We start from the raw sequence: 20,962 nt of genomic DNA on the forward strand, positions 1-20,962 counted from the left end.
CTCCAGGCCCGGCGGCTCAGGCCGGCAACGGGCGGGTTTCGGGGGCGTCGGCGCTGTCGGCCGGCCGCGGCATGCGGGTCAGGCGCAGGGCGTTGAGCACCACGGTCAGGGAACTGATGGACATGCCGACCGCCGCCCACACCGGAGTGATCCAGCCGAGGGCGGCGAACGGTAGCATCAGGCCATTGTACAGCCCGGCCCAGAGCAGGTTCTCGATGATCACCCGGCGCGTGCGGCGGGCCAGGCTGAAGGCCTGCACCAGGGCGTCCAGGCGATTGGACAGAAGTACCGCATCGGCGCTGGTCTTGGCCAGGTCAGTAGCCGAGCCCATGGCGACGCTGATGTCGGCGGCGGCCAGCACCGGCACATCGTTGACCCCATCGCCGAGCATCAGCACCTTGCGGCCCTGCTGGTGCAACTGTTGCAGCACTTGCAGCTTGTCATCGGGGCGCAGGCCGCCCCGGGCTTCATCGATCTGCAGTTCGGCAGCGACACTGGCGACCATCGGCGAGCTGTCCCCGGACAGCAGCAGGGTGTGCCAGCCACGGGCCTTGCAGGCCGCCAGCAGGGCCGGAGCATCACTGCGCAGGCGGTCGTCCAGCACCAGCCAGGCGAGAGCCCCCTGGCTGTCACCGAGCAATAGCCATTGGCCGGCCTCATCGGGCATGGGCGGAACGGTACAGCCACTGAGCTGGCAAACGTAGGCTGGTTGCCCGATGCGCAGACGCTGATCGCCCACCAGGCCTTCCAGGCCCAGGCCGGGGCTGCTGGTAACTTCCTCGGCGGCCACTGGGGCACGGCCGAAAGCCCGGGCGATCGGGTGCTCGGAACGGTTTTCCAGGGCTGCGGCCAGGCTCAGGCAGTCATCGCTGGACAGGGCCCCCAATGGCCGGATGGAACGCAGCGCCAGCCGCCCTTCGGTGAGGGTGCCGGTTTTGTCGAAAATCACTGTGTCGATCTGGTTCAGGCCTTCCAGTACGTGGCCGCGGGTCAGCAACAGGCCGAGCTTGTGCAAGGTGCCGGTGGCGGCGGTGAGCGCTGTGGGCGTGGCCAGGGACAGCGCACAAGGGCAGGTCGCCACCAACATGGCCAGGACGATCCAGAACGCCCGTGAGGCGTCTAATTGCCACCACAGCAACCCGATGGCGGCCGCGGCGATCAGCGAGAACAGCAGGAACCACTGGGCCGCACGATCGGCAACCTCCGCCAGCCGCGGTTTCTCTGCCTGGGCCCGGTCCAGCAGGCGCACGATGGCCGACAGCCGGGTGTCCTGGCCCAGGGCCTGGACCTGCACTGTCAACGCACCTTCGACGTTCAAGGTGCCGGCGGTCACCCTATCGCCCAGGCCACGGGGCTGCGGCAGGTATTCACCGGTGAGCAGGGATTCGTCGATGCTCGATTGGCCGTCGAGGATCTTGCCATCTGCCGGCAGTACTGCGCCGGGGTGCACCAGCACCCGGTCGCCCAGGCGCAATTCGCTGAGCAGGATGCGTTCACTCTGGCCGTCTTCATCCAGGCGCAGGCAGGAAGCTGGCAGCAGATTGACCAGTTGCGCGGTAGCCGCCGCGGTGCGCTCCCGGGCCCGGCGTTCCAGGTAGCGTCCGGCGAGCAGGAACAGGGCGAACATGCCGACGGCATCGAAATACAACTCGCCAATGCCGCTGATGGAGGTCCAGATGCCGGCCAGGTAGGCCCCTCCGATGGCCAGGGACACCGAGACGTCCATGGTCAGGTGGCGGGTACGCAAATCGCGCATGGCGCCCTTGAAGAACGGTGCGCAGCTGTAGAAGACGATGGGCGTGGTGAGAAACAGCGCGACCCAGCGCAGGATCGTATGCAGCTCGGGGCTCAGGTCGATGTTGAATTCCGGCCAGGTGGCCATGGTCGCCATCATGGCCTGGAACCACAGCAGGCCGGCGACGCCCAGCTGGCGCAAGGCCAGGCGGTTTTCGCTGGCCAGTTGCTCGGAGGCGCGATCCGGCTGATACGGGTGGGCGGCGTAGCCGATGTGGCGCAGCTCGCTGAGCACCTGGCTCAGGGGCAGTTGGCTGTCGGCCCAGCGCACGTGCAGGCGGTGGTTGGACAGGTTGAGGCGGGCTTCGGCCACCGCTGGCAGGCTGCGCAGGTGTTTTTCGATCAGCCAGCCGCAGGCGGCACAACTGATGCCCTCCATGAGCAGCGTGGTTTCCGCCAGCTCGCCTTCGTGCCGGACAAAGGGCTGCTGCACGTCGGCGCGGTCGTACAGCGCCAGTTCGTCCACCAGTTGCACGGGCAGGGCTTCAGGGTTGGCCGAGGCCTCGCTGCGATGGCTGTAGTAGTGCTCCAGACCGCCAGCGACTATGGCTTCGGCCACTGCCTGGCAGCCCGGGCAGCAGAACTCCCGGGGTTGGCCAAGCACGACGGCGGTGAACCGGCTACCGGCAGGAACCGGCAGGGCACAGTGGTAGCAAGGCAGTGGCGTGGTCATCGGCGGTCTTTGTAATGTGGGAAAAACTCATCGCCGGCGCACCGGTTCCGCTGCAAGGGCAGGCGAGGCGACGGGCCGGCGATGTACGGCAGGTACTGCTCAGTTCAGGTCTTCGGCACCTTGCAGGGGCTCGTCGCCCAGCAGCAGGTCCTTGTCATGGCTGACCTGTTCTTCTTCGAACATGCGCCAGGTCTTGTCGCCCTCGACTCCCAGCAGTTCGACGAAGCGCCGCCCTTCGACCTGGTCGGTCAACTGGCCGATGTAGCGCCCGTGTTCGGTTTCGCTGCGGGCCAGGGTGATCTTGCGGTCCTTTTCCGGCTGGGTCGGCGAGATCAGGTTCAGTTCCAGGGTCTTGGGCTGGCTGTCACCGCTCAGGCGCAGTTCGACTTCACCGGTCAGCTCATCGAGGTGCACGTTGGCGCGCATCTTCAGGGTCTGGGCCAGCAGCTCGCGGTCCAGGGAGCGGTTGATGCCCTTGCCGGCCTCGTAGTAGTTGTCGTTGACCAGGTTGTCCGGGTTGTTCACGGCAATGGTCACCATGGACAGGGTCAGGGTCACGGAACAGGCGAGGATGCCAATGATGATCCAGGGCCAGAGGTGCTTGTACCAGGGGCTTGCGGCGGTGGCTGCGGGCATGATCACTTCTCTTAACGAATTTGTGGGCCGATGAACCGGCTCTTGGCTTCAACATGGACGCTGTCATCGTCGGCATCCTTGAGGATGAACTTCACCTCGTTGGTGGTCGATGGCAGCTGTTCGGGAGCAATCGACAGTTCCACCGGCATGCTGACGATATCGCCGGCCACCACGTGGATTTCGCGCTTGCCCTGCAGCTTCAGGTCCGGCAGGCCGGAGGCGTCCAGCACATAGGTGTGATCGCGCTGGTCCTTGTTCATGATCTTCAGGCTGTAGACGTTTTCGATCCGGCCTTCGGCGTTTTCGCGGTACAGCACCCGGTCCTTGCTGACATCGAAGCCCACCAGCGAACGCATGAAAAATGCCGTAACCAGCAGGCTGATCATGGCCAGCAGCACCAGGGCATAGCCGATCAGGCGTGGGCGCAGTTTATGGGTTTTCTGCCCCGAGAGGTTGTGTTCGGTGGTGTAGCTGATGAGCCCGCGGGGGTACTCCATCTTGTCCATGATGCTGTCGCAGGCGTCGATGCAGGCTGCGCAGCCGATGCATTCGATCTGCAGGCCGTCACGGATGTCGATGCCGGTGGGGCAGACCTGGACACACATGGTGCAGTCGATGCAGTCGCCCAGGCCCTGGGCCTTGTAGTCGGCGCCTTTCTTGCGCGGGCCACGGGCTTCGCCACGGCGTGGGTCGTAGGAAACGATCAGGGTGTCCTTGTCGAACATCACGCTCTGGAAGCGTGCATAGGGGCACATGTAGATGCACACCTGTTCCCGCAGCCAGCCGGCGTTGCCGTAGGTGGCCAGGGTGAAGAAGCCGACCCAGAAGTAGGACCAGCCATCGGCCTGGCCGGTGAAGAAGTCGATGACCAGTTCGCGGATCGGCGAGAAGTAGCCGACGAAGGTCATGCCGGTGACGAAGCCGATCAGCAGCCAGAGGCTGTGCTTGCTGAATTTGCGCAGGAACTTGTTGGCGCTCATGGGCGCCTTGTCCAGCTTGATGCGCTGGTTGCGATCGCCTTCGGTGACCTTTTCGCACCACATGAAGATCCAGGTCCAGACACTCTGCGGGCAGGTGTAGCCGCACCAGATGCGGCCGGCATAGACGGTAATGAAGAACAGGCCGAAGGCGGCGATGATCAACAGGCCCGAGAGCAGGATGAAGTCCTGGGGCCAGAACGTGGCGCCAAAGATGAAGAATTTGCGTTCCGGCAGGTTCCACCAGACAGCCTGGTGGCCGCCCCAGTTGAGCCACACGGTACCGAAGTACAGAAGGAACAATCCGGCGCCGCCAAGCATGCGCAGATTGCGGAACAGGCCGGTGAAGGCGCGGGTGTAGATTTTTTCCCTGGAGGCGTAGAGATCGACGCTGTTGGTCGCGTTTTTGGCAGGCGGGGTAACGTCTTGTACGGGAATCTGGTTGCTCATCATTGCATCCCACGGCAGTGGAAAAATGCCTCGGTCGATGCGTGCCGACCGCGGTCAAAAGGGGTGTTGCAGTGGCGCAATGATACGCCTGTAGCTCTAACGCAAGGGTGCGACCTTTGGTCGCGTTGGGAGAAATCAACTGATGGTGTAATGACTTGAATCAATTGACTTGTGGATTATGGACCCTTTTGCACGTCGCGCCGTTCAATTCTTCCAGGGGGTGAGCAGGCGTACGCCGCAGGTCTCGAAGTCCGCCATATTGTCGAATCCTGGCTAGCGGGTTGCCGGAAAGGGGGATCCGCCGTCGAGCGTCAGCCGATGCCAGGCGCAAACAAAACGGCCCCGCCAATGTTGATTGGCGGGGCCGTTGAGTGTTGCTTTCAGGCGTCGGTTTTACTCGGCGTTGGCCTGCTTGTCACCGTGGGACAGGCTGTAGACATAAGCCGCCAGCAGGTGAACCTTGTCGTTGCCTTGCAGTTGTTCCTGCGCTGGCATCACGCCTTGACGGCCGTAACGAATGGTCTGCTGCAGTTGGGCGAAGCTCGAACCGTAGATGAAGGCTGCCGGGTGAGTCAGGTTAGGCGCGCCCATGGCAGGGGTGCCTTTGCCTTCCGGACCGTGGCATACCGCACAGTTGGCGGCGAACAGCTTCTGGCCGTTGACCGGGTCGGCCTTCAGGCCTTCCGGCAACTTGCGGCCGTCGAGGTTGGTCAGGACATAGGCGGCAACGTCACTGACGCCTTGTTCCTTGATCACGTCCAGCCAGGCCGGCATCACCGCGTGGCGACCGCCCATGATGGTGGTCTTGATGGTTTCCGGCTCGCCGCCCCAGCGCCAGTCGGCGTCGGTCAGGTTGGGAAAGCCATAGGCGCCCTTGGCGTCGGAACCGTGGCAGACCGAGCAGTTGGATGCGAACAGACGGCCACCCATTTTCAGGGCTTGCGGGTCCTTGGCCACTTCTTCGATAGGCATGGCGGCGTACTTGGCGAAGATCGGACCGAACTTGGCGTCCGACTTGGCCATTTCCTTTTCCCACTCGTGGACGCCGGTCCAGCCGGACTGGCCATTGGCGAACGGGGTCTGCTTCTCGTTATCGAGGTAGTTGTAGCCCGGCAAAACGCCTTTCCAGTTGCCCAGGCCCGGGTACAGCACCAGATAGCCCAGGGCGAAGACGATGGTGCCGACGAACAGCATGAACCACCATTTCGGCAGGGGGTTGTCGTACTCCTCGATCCCGTCGAAGGAGTGGCCGACCGTCTCGTCGGTCTGCTCGGCGCGCTGGCCCTTGCGGGTCGACAGCAGCAGCCAGGTCAGGGCGAAGATGGTACCCAGACTGAGGACTGTGACGTACAGACTCCAGAACGTAGTCATTCTTTGTTACTCCTAGAAGCTTGCTCGACGTGCTTGATGGCGTCGGGATCATCCGCGAACGGCAGCAAGGTTGCGTCTTCAAACTCGGACTTGCGCTTGGGGCTGAACACCCAGAGCGCCAAACCGATGAAGGCCACCATCACAACAAGGGTGCCCAGGCCACGAATCATCCCGATATCCATCTAGATCACCGTTTGCTTTTGATGATGGTGCCCAGGCCTTGCAGATAGGCCACCAGCGCGTCCATTTCGGTTTTGCCCTTCACGGCATCCTTGGCACCGGCGATGTCTTCGTCGGTGTAAGGGACGCCGAGCGTGCGCAAGACTTCCATTTTCTTCGCGGTGTCTTTGCCGTCGAGCTTGTTTTCTACGAGGAACGGATAAGCCGGCATCTTCGACTCGGGCACCACGTTGCGCGGGTTGTACAAGTGCGCACGCTGCCAGTCATCGGAGTAACGACCGCCCACTCGGGCCAGGTCCGGGCCGGTACGCTTGGAACCCCACAGGAAAGGGTGGTCCCAGACGCTCTCACCAGCCACCGAGTAGTGACCATAGCGTTCGGTTTCAGCGCGGAACGGACGGATCATCTGCGAGTGGCAGCCGACACAGCCGTTGGCGATGTAGACGTCGCGGCCTTCCAGTTCCAGCGCGGTGCGGGGCTTCATGCCTTCCACCGGCTTGTTGGTGACGTCCTGGAAGAACAGCGGGACGATCTGGGTCAGGCCGCCGATGCTGACGGCGATGACCATGAAGAAGGCCAGCAGGCCAATATTCTTCTCGACTACTTCGTGCTTCATCAGTGAGCTCCAACTACAGCGATCTGAGCAGCGGCTTCAGCTTCAGCCGGGTTCGAGGCGCGAACGGTACGGAACACGTTGTACGCCATGATCAGCATGCCGGTGGCGAAGAACGCACCGCCCAGAGCACGGACGATAAAGCCCGGGTGGCTGGCTTGCAGCGCTTCGACGAAGGAGTAGGTGAGGGTGCCGTCATCGTTGATTGCACGCCACATCAGGCCCTGGGTGATGCCGTTGACCCACATCGAGGCGATGTAGAGCACGGTACCGATGGTAGCCAGCCAGAAGTGGGTGTTGATCAGGCCGATGCTGTGCATCTGCTGACGACCGAAGACTTTCGGGATCAGGTGGTACAGGGCGCCGATGGAGATCATCGCTACCCAGCCCAGAGCGCCGGCGTGTACGTGGCCGATGGTCCAGTCGGTGTAGTGCGAGAGCGAGTTGACGGTCTTGATCGCCATCATCGGACCTTCGAAGGTCGACATGCCGTAGAACGCCAGCGATACCACCAGAAACCGCAGGATCGGGTCGGTGCGCAGCTTATGCCAGGCGCCCGAGAGGGTCATCATGCCGTTGATCATGCCGCCCCAGCTTGGCGCCAGCAGGATGATCGACATGGCCATGCCCAGGGACTGGGCCCAGTCCGGAAGCGCGGTGTAGTGCAGGTGGTGCGGACCGGCCCAGATGTACAGGGTGATCAGCGCCCAGAAGTGCACGATGGACAGGCGATAGGAATAGATCGGACGCTCGGCCTGCTTAGGTACGAAGTAGTACATCATCCCCAGGAAGCCGGTGGTCAGGAAGAAGCCCACGGCGTTGTGGCCGTACCACCACTGGATCATCGCGTCAGTTGCACCGGCGTAGGCCGAGTAGGACTTGAAGAAGCTGACCGGCAGGGAAGCGTGGTTGACGATGTGCAGCATCGCGGTCACCACGATGAAGGCACCGTAGAACCAGTTGCCGACATAGATGTGCTTGGTCTTGCGCTTGGTGATGGTGCCAAAGAACACCAGGCCGTAGGTGACCCAGACGATCGCCAGCAGGATAGCCAGGGGCCATTCCAGTTCGGCGTATTCCTTGGTGGTGGTGTAACCCAGGGGCAGGGTCACGATCGCGCCGACGATCACCGCTTGCCAGCCCCAGAAGGTGAAGGCCGCGAGGCTGTCGGAAATCAGTCGCGTCTGGCAGGTTCGCTGCACGACATAGTAAGAGGTGGCAAACAATGCACATCCACCGAAGGCGAAGATCACCAGGTTGGTGTGCAGCGGGCGCAGGCGTCCAAACGTCGTCCACGGCAGACCGAAGTTCAACTCCGGCCATACCAGTTGTGAGGCGATGAAGACACCGAGCCCCATGCCAAGGATCCCCCAGACCACCGTCATGATGGCGAACTGGCGGACTACCTTATAGTTATAAGCAGTCGGACTGATTGCTGTGCTCATTCTAAGGTTCCACGGTTTGGGTGTTTTATTAGGGATAAAAATCGGTCGCAAGTATGGAGAAAGCAGGGGGTCATTGCAACGCGCTATGACCTGGGTCAATGCGTTCCATGCCTGATTCTGCGGCCTTTCCCTATGCCGAGTAGGGACAAAAAATTGCCCTCGGACAAGCTGTCGCCATGGACAGGAAACGGGGGGTGTCAGGTCGGTTGTAACCGGGTGTGTGGAAGCTGATGGATCAGCTGACAGGCGGTAAGAGAGTCGACAGCCGGTATAAACCAGCCTTTGCGGCCTGTCATCGAGCAGAAGCTTCGAACGTCACGGATACCGTTGGCCTGTGACCAGCCCGTGCCAGTCCCCATCGGGGCAAGCTTAGACCTGAATCAGATGAGTGCAAACGCGCTGCGGGAGAGGGTGCGACACTTGGTCGCAAAGGAGCGGGAAGTTGAACCACGAGCGGCAAGCTGCAAGTCGGGAACCCGCAGCTTGCCGTGACTCGTCTTACTGGGTGTTTTCAGCCTGTGGCTTGTTGCCGTGGGAGAGGCTGTAAACGTAGGCGGCCAGCAGTTGCACCTTGTCATTGCCGAGCAGTTCGCTCTGCGCTGGCATGTGGCCCTGGCGACCATGACGGATGGTCTGTTGCAGTTGGGCCAGGCTGGTACCGTAGATGAAGCCGGCGGGCTGGGTCAGGTCGGGCGCGCCCATGATCTGGGTGCCTTTGCCGTCAGCGCCGTGGCAGGCTACGCAGGTGGTGCTGAACGCTTGCTGTCCGGCTACCAGGTCGGCATCGCTGTCGGCTGGCAGGGGCAGGCCGGCCAGGTCGTGGCGAACGTAAGCTGCCACGTTCTTCACGCCTGCTTCCTTGAGCACTTCGCCCCAGGCTGGCATGGCCGCCATGCGGCCGCCCATGATGGTGGCCTTGATGGTGTCGGCGCTGCCGCCCCACCGCCAGTTGTCGTCCGCCAGGTTCGGGAAGCCGAAGGCACCCTTGGCGTCGGAACCGTGGCAGACCGAGCAGTTGGAGGCGAACAGGCGTCCACCCATTTTCAGCGCTTGCGGGTCCTTGGCCACTTCTTCCACCGGCATGGCCGCGAATTTGGCGAAGATCGGACCAAACTTCACGTCCGCCTTGGCCATCTCCTTTTCCCATTCCTTGGTCTGGGTCCAGCCGTCTTCATAGCCCGGCAGGATGCCTTTCCAGTTGCCCAGACCCGGGTAGAGGATCAGGTAGCCAACGGAAAACACCAGGGTCCCGGCGAACAGCAGGAACCACCATTGCGGCAGGGGGTTGTCGTACTCCTCGATGCCATCGAAGGCGTGGCCCATGGTCTGGTCGACACTGCCCTTGGTCTCGCCCTTGCGGGTGCCGACCAGCAGCCAGGTCAGGCCGATCAGGCTGCCAATGGTCAGTACGCAGATCCACGTACTCCAGAAGGTGGTCATGGCCGAATGCTCCTTGTTGCAGGCTCTTGAGGTTGAGCGTCATCAGTTGTGTTACCGGCCGGTGCCGTGCCCGGCATCGGGTCATCGGCGAAGGGCAGCAGGCGGGCCTGGGCAAACTCGGGATTGCGCTTTGAGTTGAACACCCAGATCGACAGGCCGATGAAGGCGATCATCACCACCAGGGTCCCGAGGCCGCGGATCATGCCGCTATCGAGTTCAAAACCCATGGCTCACCTCTTGCTCTTGATCGCAGTGCCAAGCACTTGCAGGTAGGAGACCAGGGCGTCCATTTCGGTCTTGCCCTTGAGCGTGGCGGTGGCGCCGGCGATGTCTTCGTCGGTGTACGGCACGCCCAGGGTGCGCATGACCTTGAGCTTGGTTTCGGTGTGGCTGCTGTCCACCGGTGCGGTCACCAGCCATGGGTAGGCCGGCATCTTCGACTCGGGCACCACGTTGCGCGGGTTGTACAAGTGCGCACGGTGCCAGTCATCGGAGTAGCGACCGCCCACCCGGGCCAGGTCCGGACCGGTACGCTTGGAACCCCACAGGAACGGGTGGTCCCAGACGCTTTCACCGGCCACCGAGTAGTGACCATAACGCTCGGTCTCGGCGCGGAACGGACGGATCATCTGCGAGTGGCACTGTACACAGCCTTCGCGGATGTAGATGTCGCGGCCTTCCAGCTGCAGGGCGGTGTAGGGCTTCATGCCTTCCACCGGCTTGTTGGTGACGTCCTGGAAGAACAGCGGGACGATCTGGGTCAGACCGCCGATGCTCACCGCGAAGACCATCAGCAGCATCAGCAGGCCGACGTTTTTCTCAATCGTTTCGTGTTTCATGGCGGACTCCTCAGGCCATCTGCGCAGCGGCGTTGACTTCGGCTGGCACTGCGGCACGCACGGTGCGCCAGGTGTTGTAAGCCATCAGGAACATGCCGCTGAGGAAGATCGCACCACCCACCAGTCGCACGATGAAGCCTGGGTGGCTGGCCACCAGGGTTTCGACGAAGGAGTAGGTGAGGGTGCCGTCCTCGTTGACCGCACGCCACATCAGGCCCTGGGCGATACCGTTGACCCACATCGAAGCGATGTAGAGCACGGTGCCGATGGTAGCCAGCCAGAAGTGGGTGTTGATCAGGCCGGTGCTGTACATCTGCTCGCGGCCGAAGACTTTCGGGATCAGGTGGTACAGCGCGCCGATGGAGATCATCGCTACCCAGCCGAGGGCGCCGGCGTGTACGTGGCCGATGGTCCAGTCGGTGTAGTGGGAGAGGGCGTTGACGGTCTTGATCGCCATCATCGGACCTTCGAAGGTCGACATGCCGTAGAACGCCAGGGATACCACCAGGAACCGCAGGATCGGGTCGCTGCGCAGCTTATGCCAGGCGCCCGAGAGGGTCATCATGCCGTTGATCATGCCGCCCCAGCTTGGTGCCAGCAGAACAAGCGACATCACCATCCCTAAGGACTGAGCCCAGTCCGGCAGCGCGGTGTAGTGCAGGTGGTGCGGACCGGCCCAGATGTACAGGGTGATCAGTGCCCAGAAGTGCACAATCGACAGGCGATAGGAGTACACCGGGCGCTCGGCCTGCTTGGGTACGAAGTAGTACATCATCCCCAGGAAGCCCGCGGTCAGGAAGAAGCCCACGGCGTTGTGGCCGTACCACCATTGCACCATCGCATCGGTCGCACCGGCATACACCGAGTAGGACTTGGTGAAGCTGACCGGCAGTTCCAGGTTGTTGACGATGTGCAGGATGGCCACGGTGATGATGAACGCGCCGAAGAACCAGTTACCCACATAGATGTGCTTGGTCTTGCGCTGCATCAGGGTGCCGAAGAACACGATGGCGTAGGCCACCCAGACAATGGTGATCAGAATATCGATCGGCCATTCCAGTTCGGCGTATTCCTTGGAGCTGGTGTAGCCCAGTGGCAGGCTGATGGCCGCCAGGAGGATCACCAGTTGCCAGCCCCAGAAGCAGAACGCGGCGATTTTCGGCGCGAACAGCGTGGTCTGGCAGGTGCGTTGCACCGAGTAGAACGAGCTGGCAAACAGCGCACAGCCGCCGAAGGCGAAGATCACCGCGTTGGTGTGCAATGGCCGCAGACGGCCGAAGCTGGTCCACGGTAAGTCGAAGTTGAGTTCGGGCCAGACCAACTGGGCAGCGAGAAAAACCCCGAGCCCCATGCCGACGATGCCCCACACCACCGTCATAATGGCGAATTGGCGGACCACCTTGTAGTTGTAGGCGGTACTGATAGAAGTGTTCATGGTTCCCCATCCACGGTTCAGTTGAAGTGAAAGCGACTGCGCACGGCAAGGCGCGCTCACTTCGTCTGGAGTTATAGGCAGACTAAAAGCGAGGCAAGCATGAGCAATGAGCACAAGGCCAGTATTGACGGGGGTCAATGGGCGCAGTGTGTGCGGGAGCGGGGCTGGTTGTGGGATGTCGCGCAGGGCGTCGAGGTGCAGTCGGCGCCGACCCTGATCCTCGCCCATGGCGCCGGCGCGCCCATGGACAGTGGGTTCATGAATGATATTGCTGTACGCCTTGCGGGGCATGGGGTGAACGTCTTGCGCTTCGAGTTTCCCTACATGGCCCAGCGGCGCCTGGATGGCGGCAAACGTCCGCCCAACCCGGCGCCCAGGCTGCTGGAATGCTGGCGCGAGGTGCATGCCCTGGTGCGACCTTATGTCACTGGGGTGTTGGCGGTGGGCGGCAAGTCCATGGGCGGGCGCATGGCCAGTTTGCTGGCCGATGAACTGCAGGCCGATGCATTGGTGTGCCTGGGCTATCCGTTCTATGCCGCCGGCAAACCGGAAAAACCGCGGGTGGCGCATCTGGCCGATCTGTCAGTGTCGAGCCTGATCGTGCAGGGCGAGCGTGACGCCCTGGGCAATCGCCAGGCGGTCGAGGCCTACACATTGGCACCCAGTATCGAGTTGTACTGGCTGGCGGCCGCTGATCACGATCTCAAGCCCCTGAAGGCCTCGGGTTTCAGCCATGAGCAGCATCTGGAATCTGCGGCGCTCAAGGTTGCTGCCTTCCTGAAAGCGCTGAGCTGAACCTGCCGGAGCGAGCTTGCTCGCGAAGCGTTCGCCCGGCCTTCGAATTTGGAGCGCGGTGAAGATTTATCGCGAGCAAGCTCGCTCCTACGGTTGTCGGGTGGATTTGCGGGCATAAAAAAACCGGAAGCCTTGGCTTCCGGTTTTTTGTTGCCGGCCCTAGGGGGGGCTTAGCGGTTGAAGCGCTCCACCAGCGAGTACTGGGTGTGTGCGGTGCGGGTCAACGCTTCGCTGAGCTCGGCCGAATGCTGGGCCTGCTCCGAAGTCTGGTCCGCCAGTTGCGCGATGGTGCTGATGTTGCGGCTGATCTCTTCGGCCACCGAGCTTTGCTCTTCGGTGGCGGCAGCGATCTGGGTGGTCATGTCGGTGATGTTGGCCACCGCTTCGCTGATGCCCACCAGTGCCTGGTCGGCTTCCAGAACCCGGGCCACGCCTTCTTCGGCCTGACGATGACCGGCGTCCATGGTCTGAACGGCGGTGGCGGCGGTCTGCTGCAGCTTGGCGATCAGGGTATGGATCTGCCCGGTGGACTCACTGGTGCGCTGTGCCAACTGACGCACCTCGTCGGCCACCACGGCAAAGCCGCGGCCCATTTCACCGGCGCGGGCGGCTTCGATGGCTGCGTTCAGGGCCAGCAGGTTGGTCTGGTCGGCAATGCCCTTGATCACGTCGACAACGCCGCCGATCTCGTCACTGTCCTTGGCCAGTTGGGTTACCGTCAACCCGGTTTCGCCCACCACCACCGACAGGCGCTGGATGGCTTCGCGGGTTTCCCCGGCGATATCGCGGCCACGGCCGGTCAGGCGATTGGCTTCCTGGGTTGCGTCGGCGGTGCGTTGCACGTGGCTGGCCACTTCTTGGGTGGTGGCGGCCATCTGGTTGACCGCGGTGGCCACCTGCTCGGTTTCGACCCGTTGGCGCTCCAGGCCGCTGGAGCTGTTGTGGGCCAGGGTGTCGGACTGGCGGGCTTGCTCGTTGAGGTGCTCGGCCGTGTCCTGCAGGCGGGTCAGGCAGGTCTTCAGGCGCGCTTCCTGGCTCAGGATCGACATCTCCAGGCGGGCCTGGGCGCCGCGGCTGTCGGTATACATCTGAGCGATCAGCGGGTCGGAGGTGGTCTGCTCGGCCAGGCGCAGCAGGCGCTTGAGGCCGCGCTGCTGCCAGCTCAGGCCCAGCAGGCCCAGGGGCACCGAGAGCGCGGCGGCCAGGGCGAAGCCCCAGTGGGAATTGAGCCAGGCACCGATCATGAAGCTCAGCTGGCTGACCAGGATGAACGGCAGCCAGTCCTGCAGCACCGGCAGCCACTTGTCACGCTTGGGAATGGCCGACTTGCCAGAGTTGATGCGCTGGTAGAGGGCTTCGGCGCGGCGCACTTGTTCGGCGGTGGGCTTGACCCGGACCGACTCGTAACCTACCACCTGGCTGCCTTCGAAAACCGGTGTCACATAGGCGTTGACCCAGTAGTGGTCGCCGGTCTTGCAGCGGTTCTTGACAATGCCCATCCATGGCAAGCCTTGTTTCAAGGTGCCCCACATGTGCGCGAACACCGCCGCCGGCACATCAGGGTGACGTACCAGGTTGTGCGGTGCGCGAACCAGTTCTTCACGGGAGAACCCACTGATCTCGACAAAGGCGTCGTTGCAGTAGGTGATCACGCCTTTGGCGTCGGTGGTGGAAATCAATCGTTGCTGAGCGGGGAAGGTACGTTCGCGCTGGGTAACGGGTTGGTTATTACGCATGAGTTTTCAATCCGCAAGGCTTTCATCGATTATCGGCAGGTTCCCGGAATAGTTGAAGGGAATTTCTCTAAATGTCCGGTGACGGTTTGCGAGCTTTTTGCACGTCGTAATATCCCGATGCGCGCGAAATCCGAGCGAAAAGCAATAAAGATCAATGACACGATTTGTAAGGCAGTGTGTCTTAATCTTCAATTAAGTGAGCCGTTGTGAATGGTAGGTCAGTTTTTATCCATCTGAATACGGGTAGCTGCGCGGGTATAGATCCGGCTTTTCCTAGACAAAAATTACCATCCAGTGAAGAATATGCTCCTATTTTTGTAAGAAAAGTGACTTGCTTTTCTTCATGTCCAGCATTTTCTCGGTTAGGTTTGTCTAGGGTCAGCTAGGCTCTAAGTCGCCTCCTTCGAGCCCGCAGTATTTATGTTGGTGAGTTTTTGGCCTGATAAATGATGTGATATTTAGTAAAGGAGTACAGCGTGACACTCGTTCCAGTCATTATTTGTGGCGGTTCAGGCAGCCGTCTATGGCCTGTTTCACGTACTGCTCATCCCAAGCCGTTTATCGAATTGCCCGATGGTGGCAATTTGATTCGAAAAACATACAGTCGCGCCTTGGCGTTAAATGACGTAACAGAAGTATTGACGATCACAAACCGTGATCTCTACTTCAAAACCCTTGATGAATATGTTGCCACTGCGCCGAACTACACCAACTTGGGTTTCGTACTCGAGCCTTTTGGCCGCAACACCGCTGCTGCGGTCGCATTGGCGGCGCAGGAGGTGGCCCGAACTCACGGCCCTGACGCGATTATGCTGGTGTTGCCGGCGGACCACCTGATCGACAATCAGGCGGCGTTCGCTGCAGCAGTCGAGTCTGCATCGCAGCAGGCCCGGGACGGCTGGCTGGTGACTTTTGGGGTGAAGCCCGAATATCCGGAAACTGGCTACGGGTACATTCAAAAAGATACCGACGCGTCATTAGTCAACGGCTTCAAGGTCAAGCGTTTCGTCGAAAAACCGGATTTGGATACTGCGAGAGACTACCTGGCGTCCGGTGAGTATTACTGGAACTCCGGGATGTTCTGTTTCCGTGCGGGCACACTTATTGAAGAAATGGCGCTCTGTGCGCCGGATGTCGCCAGCGCCGTAGATCTGTGCCTTGCTGGTTCCGGTGTGATGCAAGGCAGCAGCCATCGCAGCCTGCATCTGGAGCCGGAAAGCTTTGCCAAAGTACCGGACATTTCCCTCGATTTCGCACTGATGGAACGCTCAAACAAAGTGGCGACCATACCTTGTGATATTGGCTGGAGTGACATTGGCTCTTGGAAGGCCATGAGTGAACTCTCGCCAGCGGACGAGCAAGGCAACCGTATCGAAGGCGAAGCCATCCTTCATGCCTCCACCAACAACTACGTGCGCAGCCAGCGTCGACTGGCCGCGTTAGTTGGGGTTGAAAACCTGATCATTGTCGATACGCCGGATGCTTTGTTGGTCGCGCACAAAGACCATGCCCAAGACATCAAGGTGATCACTGCGCAGTTGAAGAAAAACGGTCATTGCTCGCACTTGGACCACACTACGGTGCAGCGTCCCTGGGGGGCTTACACTACCTTGGAAGAGGGCACGCGCTTCAAGATCAAGCGCATTGTCGTAAAACCTCAAGGCTCGTTGTCGCTCCAAATGCATCACCATCGCAGTGAGCACTGGATTGTGGTCAGTGGTATGGCATTGGTTGTTAACGACCAACAACGATTCTTGCTCAATACCAATGAGTCCACGTATATACGTGCTGGGCACACGCATCGTCTGCAAAACCCGGGGATGATTGACTTGGTATTAATTGAGGTGCAGTGCGGCGATTACCTAGGGGAAGATGATATTGTCAGGTTCGAGGATAGCTACGGTCGAGCTGAAGGCAGTAGGTAATCCGCTAATCATTAGCCCGAGTCAAATCGGGCTGGTGTTTCATTGCGTGTTCAGCAGATCCTGATAGACCTCGATGTGGGCTCGTGTCATTTGCTCCCCCGTGAATAGCAGGTTGTAACGACTCTGCGCCTTTTCGCCCATTACCAATGCTTCTTGCGGGTCGTCCCAAAGGTGTTGCATCGCTTGGCGAAGCGCTGTCGGGTGCTCTGGTGGGACTACCAGCCCGGTTTCGCCGGCAATGTTGATGTACGTAGTGCCTGTACCAATCTCGCACGAGATCATCGGCTTTCCATACATTGCCCCCTCCAGTAGTGACACTCCGAACGCTTCGGAACGAAGGTGCGAGGGGAATACGATGGCTGTTGAAAGTTGAATTAGCGCGACTTTGTCTGCTTCTGGAAGACGGCCCAAAAAGTGGACGTTTTGAAGCCCCATACTTTTTGCTTGCGCCATGAGTTCTTGTTTTTTTGGTCCATCTCCTACGATGACCATAGGGTATCCAGTGCCTTGGAGAGCTTCCATCAATGTGTGAAGCCCTTTGTAGTAGCGCAATACGCCAACAAACAGGAAGAACCGCTCGCTCATTTCTTCCGCCCAGCGTGTCGTTAGAGCAGTGGAGGGGATTGGGTAGCTTTCCTTGTTGAGACCTATAGGAATAATTGTGGTTTTGTCATGAAATGTAGAAAGCTCAGCACTTGATTCTAGGTAGTTGGGGGATGAGACAATGATCCGGTTGACGCTACGCAGAAATATATTTTGGAGTGGGCGGTAGAGCTTTAAGAGAAATTTCTGGTTGATGATGTCAGAGTGGTATGAAACAACGCTGGGTTTTCCGGTACAACTGGCAAAGTGGATCAAGTCCATGAATGGCCATGGAAAATGGTAGTGAATGATATCCGCATTCCGCGCAAGTTCTTTAAACTTCGAATAAACCTCTAACGAAAAGCCTGTTGAGGCAATATTAAGGTTTTCTTTAACGCGATGAACCCGATAACCGTTCATTTCTATTGTGGCTGGAATTGGGTTGGGGGATAGTGTAAGGACTTCGCAGGTCGCCCCCATACGATGAGACTGCTGACAAATTTGATCAATCACTTGCTCTATGCCGCCCATGGTGTCAGGAAGGGCGGTTTTAAAAAAATGCAGAATGCGCATGGTAACTTCCGGCTATGGAAAGATGGATTTGAGCCAGACGGCGTAGGGCTGAAAAAGCCACCACTTTAAGGGAACGCTACCGTGATACTTACGCACCACCGCCATAGCTTCCTGATAATGGCGGCGGCGCAAAGTTTTTGTTTTGGTCGCTTCATGTTCTCGATTGACCGCTACAAACGCGTCGATATATTTGAGAGGGCCCACTATTTTGAAGAGTCGCCACCAAAGATCGTAGTCCATAGCCATATGCAAGGTGGGGTTCACGCCGCCAATATTCAGCCATGCGGATCGTCGAATCAGCGTCGCTGGTTGGGAAATAATGCAGCGAAGCGCTAGCCTGCGCTCGCTGAACGGCTCAACCCAAACCGGTTTGCGTTTTCCGGTATTTTGAATAACGTTCCAGCATTTCCCATAAACGGCTGAGGCCTCAGGTGCTGTTTCAATGGCACTGATCAGTCGTTTTAGTCCGTCCGGCTCGAACCAGTCATCGCTATTCAGCCAGCAGACATACGGTGCTTTACCTTGAAGGATACCTTCGTTGATAGCAGCTGCTTGGCCTTTATCTGGACAGCTGCGCCAACCAGCTAGCTTGTGTTCCCATTTACGGATGATTTCCACCGAGTTATCGGTGGAACCACCATCCAGAACAAACACCTCCACAGGGACATTTTGTTCAAATATTGACCTTAAGGCGTCGTCGAGATAACGCCCTTGATTGAAGGAGGGGACTGTAATCGTAACCAAGGGTTGATGCATTCAGTGGCGATCCAGACGGCTGAGAAAATCTTGGTAGGTCAATGCTATACCTTCACGCAGTTGCGTTTTGGCAGCCCATCCCAAGTTCTTTAGGCGAGTGATGTCGAGTAGTTTACGGGGTGTACCGTCAGGCTGGCTCTGGTCGTATACGATCTGCCCGTTATACCCGACCACCTCCATGATTAACTTTGCTAGTTCGCGGATGGATAGATCACTGCCCATTCCAACATTGAATAGTCCGCTGTCAACGTTGGATTCCATCAAGTGTAGACAAGCATCGGCCATGTCTTCGACGAAAAGGAACTCGCGCTTTGGCTTTCCCGAACCCCAAACTATTAACTCTGATGCGCCGCTAATTTTTGCTTCATGGGCTTTGCTAATCAGTGCCGGCAGCACATGACAGTTTTCCAGGTTGTAGCTGTCATTGGGGCCATAAAGATTTGACGGCATAACGGCTATGAACTTTGCACCGTATTCGCGGTGGTAGTTCTCGCACATCTTTACACCCATGATCTTGGCGAGGGCGTACGGTTCATTGGTTTGTTCCAGCGGTCCGGTCAACAGGTGGTCTTCGTGGATCGGCTGGGGGCAGTCCCGCGGGTATATGCAACTGGAGCCCAAAAAAAGAAGCCGTTCGACGCCATGTTTCCAAGCGCTGTGAATTACGTTCGCCTCTATCATCAGGTTTTGATATATAAATTCAGCTCTAAAGTTGTTATTGGCTTTGATTCCGCCTACCTTGCCGGCTGCTAAGTACACAATCTCAGGTTTTTCTGTTGCGAAAAAAGCATCGACAGCAGCCTGTTGAGTCAAATCAAGTTCAGCATGCGAACGGGTGACGAAATTGCTGAATCCAGCGGCGGATAGCCGCCGCTGGATCGCAGAGCCAGCCATACCGGCATGGCCTGCGATGTATATTTTGGCGCGTTTATCCACCTAACTATTACTCGTGGTAATCGTAAACGGAGTAGCCGTGCTTTTTTACCAACTCATCACGGGTCGCTGACTTGAGGTCCTCGGTCATCATTTCATTGACCAGCTCCTCAAAGGTGATTTTAGGCGTCCATCCCAGTTTCTGCTTCGCTTTGGTTGGGTCGCCTAGCAATGTTTCCACCTCGGTTGGACGGAAGTACCGCGGATCCACGGAAACTATGCATTTACCGGTTGCGTCGTAGCCTTTCTCATCGACGCCCTCACCTTTCCAGGTAATGTCGATTTCGGCGTGTTTCGCTGCCGCGTTGACGAAGTCGCGAACGCTGTATTGCTTGCCGGTTGCAATAACGAAGTCTTCCGGAGTTTCTTGCTGCAGCATCAGCCATTGCATCTCGACGTAGTCTTTCGCATGGCCCCAGTCGCGCAGTGCATCAAGGTTGCCCAGATACAGACAGTCTTGCAGGCCCAGCTTGATGCGTGCGAGTGCACGGGTAATCTTGCGAGTGACGAAGGTCTCGCCGCGCACCGGGCTTTCGTGGTTGAAGAGAATGCCGTTACAGGCATAGATACCGTACGCTTCCCGGTAGTTGACGGTAATCCAGTATGCGTACAGCTTTGCTACTGCGTAAGGCGAGCGTGGGTAGAAAGGTGTGCTCTCCTTCTGTGGAGTTTCCTGCACCAAGCCGTACAGCTCGGAGGTTGAAGCCTGATAGAAGCGGGTCTTCTTCTCGAGCCCCAGGATCCTGATCGCCTCAAGGATCCGCAAGGCACCCAGCGCGTCTGAGTTGGCAGTGTACTCTGGCTCTTCGAACGAGACCGCAACGTGGGACTGCGCAGCCAGGTTATAGATTTCGTCGGGTTGTATTTGTTTGATGATGCGGATCAGGCCGGTCGAATCGGTCATGTCGCCATAGTGCAGGACCAAGCGACGATCTGACTCATGGGGGTCTTGGTAAAGGTGATCGATACGGTCGGTATTGAAGGATGATGCCCGGCGCTTTATACCGTGCACTTCGTAACCTTTTTCGAGAAGCAACTCGGCCAGGTAGGATCCGTCTTGACCTGTTACTCCAGTAATAAGCGCAACTTTTTTCATATGCTTCTCTTAACGTATTTGATTCAAAAAATCTTCTTTAGGTACGTAAGCGGGTAGATAGTTCCGCATGATCAATTTGCTCGATCCGGGCCCAAATCACGATCGCCTATACTGCCTCAATGGGGCTGAATTCTCAATGTATCCTGGTAGCTTGTGACTTCTACGGTGTATGGGCAGGCGGCTTTAATTGCTTGTGGCTGAAAATCACGGCGAAGTTGGACATTTATCGCCAGAAAATCAGACATCTCCCTCATACCGCCACTGGAAATGCATTGGTTTTTTGAGAGCTCGTTATTGCCGAAGTACAAATTTTTTTGATCCAGAACGAATCACTTAATCCTCTCGATCGAGTTTGCCTGGCTTGATAGTCCTAATCGAAGAGTGGCACTTTGCCTCTTTTGCCTAGGGAGCATGTCTTGAAGCTGGCAGTGAGAGGGATGTGACGTTGAGTGACGCTATCGCAGCGACGCTTGGCAAGCACCAGCGTAGTATCACTCTGCAATATTCCTCGTTATCGATTAGGCACGAGGTTTCTCTTCGAAAGAAGAGTATAGGCAAACTGATCTGGCGAGTATCACAGACAGGTTTGTGATGGTTACGAAAAAAAGCAAAAGTTTTGCTAGATTGTTCACACGGTTGAAATATTAAAGTGAATTGATTCGAGTCATCAGAAGCGTTGCCGTGAACTGTCCTTGATATCGTTTATATATAGC

The 20,962-nt window shown here is 58.6% G+C and carries 18 protein-coding genes; 2 read left to right on the top strand and 16 right to left on the bottom strand.

The window, feature by feature from the left end:
- Positions 1-16: 16 nt before the first annotated feature.
- The 11 genes from ABCR88_RS10360 to ccoN (ABCR88_RS10410) form a co-directional block, all read right to left on the bottom strand.
- Complete coding sequence (locus ABCR88_RS10360) at positions 17-2,467, bottom strand: heavy metal translocating P-type ATPase (RefSeq protein WP_011060235.1); 2,451 nt, start codon at positions 2,465-2,467, stop codon at positions 17-19.
- A gap of 99 nt (positions 2,468-2,566) precedes the next feature.
- Positions 2,567-3,103 (bottom strand): FixH family protein, encoded by a 537-nt coding sequence (locus tag ABCR88_RS10365; protein WP_011060236.1) that lies wholly within the window; start codon positions 3,101-3,103, stop codon positions 2,567-2,569.
- 11 nt (positions 3,104-3,114) lie between these two features.
- Positions 3,115-4,530 carry a cytochrome c oxidase accessory protein CcoG gene (gene ccoG / locus ABCR88_RS10370; RefSeq protein ID WP_011060237.1) on the bottom strand — a complete coding sequence of 472 codons (1,416 nt, stop codon included), beginning with the start codon at positions 4,528-4,530 and terminating at the stop codon, positions 3,115-3,117.
- A gap of 393 nt (positions 4,531-4,923) precedes the next feature.
- Positions 4,924-5,901 carry a cytochrome-c oxidase, cbb3-type subunit III gene (gene ccoP / locus ABCR88_RS10375; protein WP_232644124.1) on the bottom strand — a complete coding sequence of 326 codons (978 nt, stop codon included), beginning with the start codon at positions 5,899-5,901 and terminating at the stop codon, positions 4,924-4,926.
- Complete coding sequence (locus ABCR88_RS10380) at positions 5,898-6,083, bottom strand: CcoQ/FixQ family Cbb3-type cytochrome c oxidase assembly chaperone (RefSeq protein ID WP_011060239.1); 186 nt, start codon at positions 6,081-6,083, stop codon at positions 5,898-5,900. Before ABCR88_RS10380 ends, ccoP (ABCR88_RS10375) begins: the two co-directional genes overlap by 4 nt.
- Before the next feature lie 5 nt (positions 6,084-6,088).
- A complete protein-coding gene (gene ccoO / locus ABCR88_RS10385; protein WP_011060240.1) occupies positions 6,089-6,697 on the bottom strand; it encodes a cytochrome-c oxidase, cbb3-type subunit II in 609 nt (202 codons plus the stop codon).
- Positions 6,697-8,139, bottom strand: coding sequence for a cytochrome-c oxidase, cbb3-type subunit I (gene ccoN, locus ABCR88_RS10390; RefSeq protein WP_011060241.1), 1,443 nt, complete (start codon positions 8,137-8,139; stop codon positions 6,697-6,699). Before ccoN (ABCR88_RS10390) ends, ccoO (ABCR88_RS10385) begins: the two co-directional genes overlap by 1 nt.
- 498 nt (positions 8,140-8,637) lie before the next feature.
- The gene (gene ccoP, locus ABCR88_RS10395) at positions 8,638-9,579 is read right to left on the bottom strand and encodes a cytochrome-c oxidase, cbb3-type subunit III (protein WP_011060242.1); all 942 of its coding nucleotides are present in this window, start codon (positions 9,577-9,579) and stop codon (positions 8,638-8,640) included.
- A complete protein-coding gene (locus ABCR88_RS10400; RefSeq protein WP_011060243.1) occupies positions 9,576-9,806 on the bottom strand; it encodes a cbb3-type cytochrome c oxidase subunit 3 in 231 nt (76 codons plus the stop codon). The genes ccoP (ABCR88_RS10395) and ABCR88_RS10400 overlap by 4 nt, the downstream gene beginning before the upstream one ends.
- A 3-nt stretch (positions 9,807-9,809) precedes the next feature.
- Entirely contained in the window at positions 9,810-10,418 is a 609-nt protein-coding gene (ccoO, locus tag ABCR88_RS10405) for a cytochrome-c oxidase, cbb3-type subunit II (protein ID WP_015634784.1), read from the bottom strand.
- A gap of 10 nt (positions 10,419-10,428) precedes the next feature.
- Positions 10,429-11,853: a cytochrome-c oxidase, cbb3-type subunit I gene (gene ccoN, locus ABCR88_RS10410; RefSeq protein ID WP_011060245.1), complete on the bottom strand. Its 1,425-nt coding sequence runs from the start codon at positions 11,851-11,853 to the stop codon at positions 10,429-10,431.
- A 99-nt stretch (positions 11,854-11,952) separates the two neighbouring features.
- Here ccoN (ABCR88_RS10410) and ABCR88_RS10415 point away from each other — a divergent pair, with 99 nt between their 5' ends.
- Positions 11,953-12,648, top strand: a complete 696-nt coding sequence (locus ABCR88_RS10415) for an alpha/beta family hydrolase (RefSeq protein ID WP_350404492.1) — start codon at positions 11,953-11,955, stop codon at positions 12,646-12,648.
- Between the two features lie 170 nt (positions 12,649-12,818).
- Here ABCR88_RS10415 and ABCR88_RS10420 read toward each other — a convergent pair whose 3' ends face one another.
- Positions 12,819-14,384: a PAS domain-containing methyl-accepting chemotaxis protein gene (locus ABCR88_RS10420; protein WP_011060247.1), complete on the bottom strand. Its 1,566-nt coding sequence runs from the start codon at positions 14,382-14,384 to the stop codon at positions 12,819-12,821.
- Between the two features lie 476 nt (positions 14,385-14,860).
- Here ABCR88_RS10420 and ABCR88_RS10425 point away from each other — a divergent pair, with 476 nt between their 5' ends.
- On the top strand, positions 14,861-16,309 hold the full coding sequence (locus ABCR88_RS10425) for a mannose-1-phosphate guanylyltransferase/mannose-6-phosphate isomerase (protein ID WP_041116910.1): 1,449 nt from the start codon (positions 14,861-14,863) through the stop codon (positions 16,307-16,309).
- Positions 16,310-16,348: 39 nt separating this feature from the next.
- Here ABCR88_RS10425 and ABCR88_RS10430 read toward each other — a convergent pair whose 3' ends face one another.
- Genes ABCR88_RS10430 through gmd form a run of 4 tightly spaced genes read right to left on the bottom strand, consistent with a single transcriptional unit; the run spans position 16,349 to position 20,249 of the window.
- A complete protein-coding gene (locus tag ABCR88_RS10430; protein WP_350404494.1) occupies positions 16,349-17,464 on the bottom strand; it encodes a glycosyltransferase family 4 protein in 1,116 nt (371 codons plus the stop codon).
- Positions 17,465-17,476: 12 nt separating this feature from the next.
- On the bottom strand, positions 17,477-18,220 hold the full coding sequence (locus ABCR88_RS10435; protein WP_232644128.1) for a glycosyltransferase family 2 protein: 744 nt from the start codon (positions 18,218-18,220) through the stop codon (positions 17,477-17,479).
- The gene (locus ABCR88_RS10440; protein WP_041116915.1) at positions 18,221-19,156 is read right to left on the bottom strand and encodes a GDP-L-fucose synthase; all 936 of its coding nucleotides are present in this window, start codon (positions 19,154-19,156) and stop codon (positions 18,221-18,223) included. It abuts the gene before it with no gap.
- A gap of 7 nt (positions 19,157-19,163) precedes the next feature.
- Positions 19,164-20,249, bottom strand: a complete 1,086-nt coding sequence (gene gmd / locus ABCR88_RS10445; protein ID WP_350404496.1) for a GDP-mannose 4,6-dehydratase — start codon at positions 20,247-20,249, stop codon at positions 19,164-19,166.
- Positions 20,250-20,962: the final 713 nt, after the last annotated feature.

It is taken from the genome of Pseudomonas sp. W17, assembly GCF_040268305.1.
GTDB classification, from domain to species: Bacteria; Pseudomonadota; Gammaproteobacteria; order Pseudomonadales; family Pseudomonadaceae; genus Aquipseudomonas; species Aquipseudomonas protegens.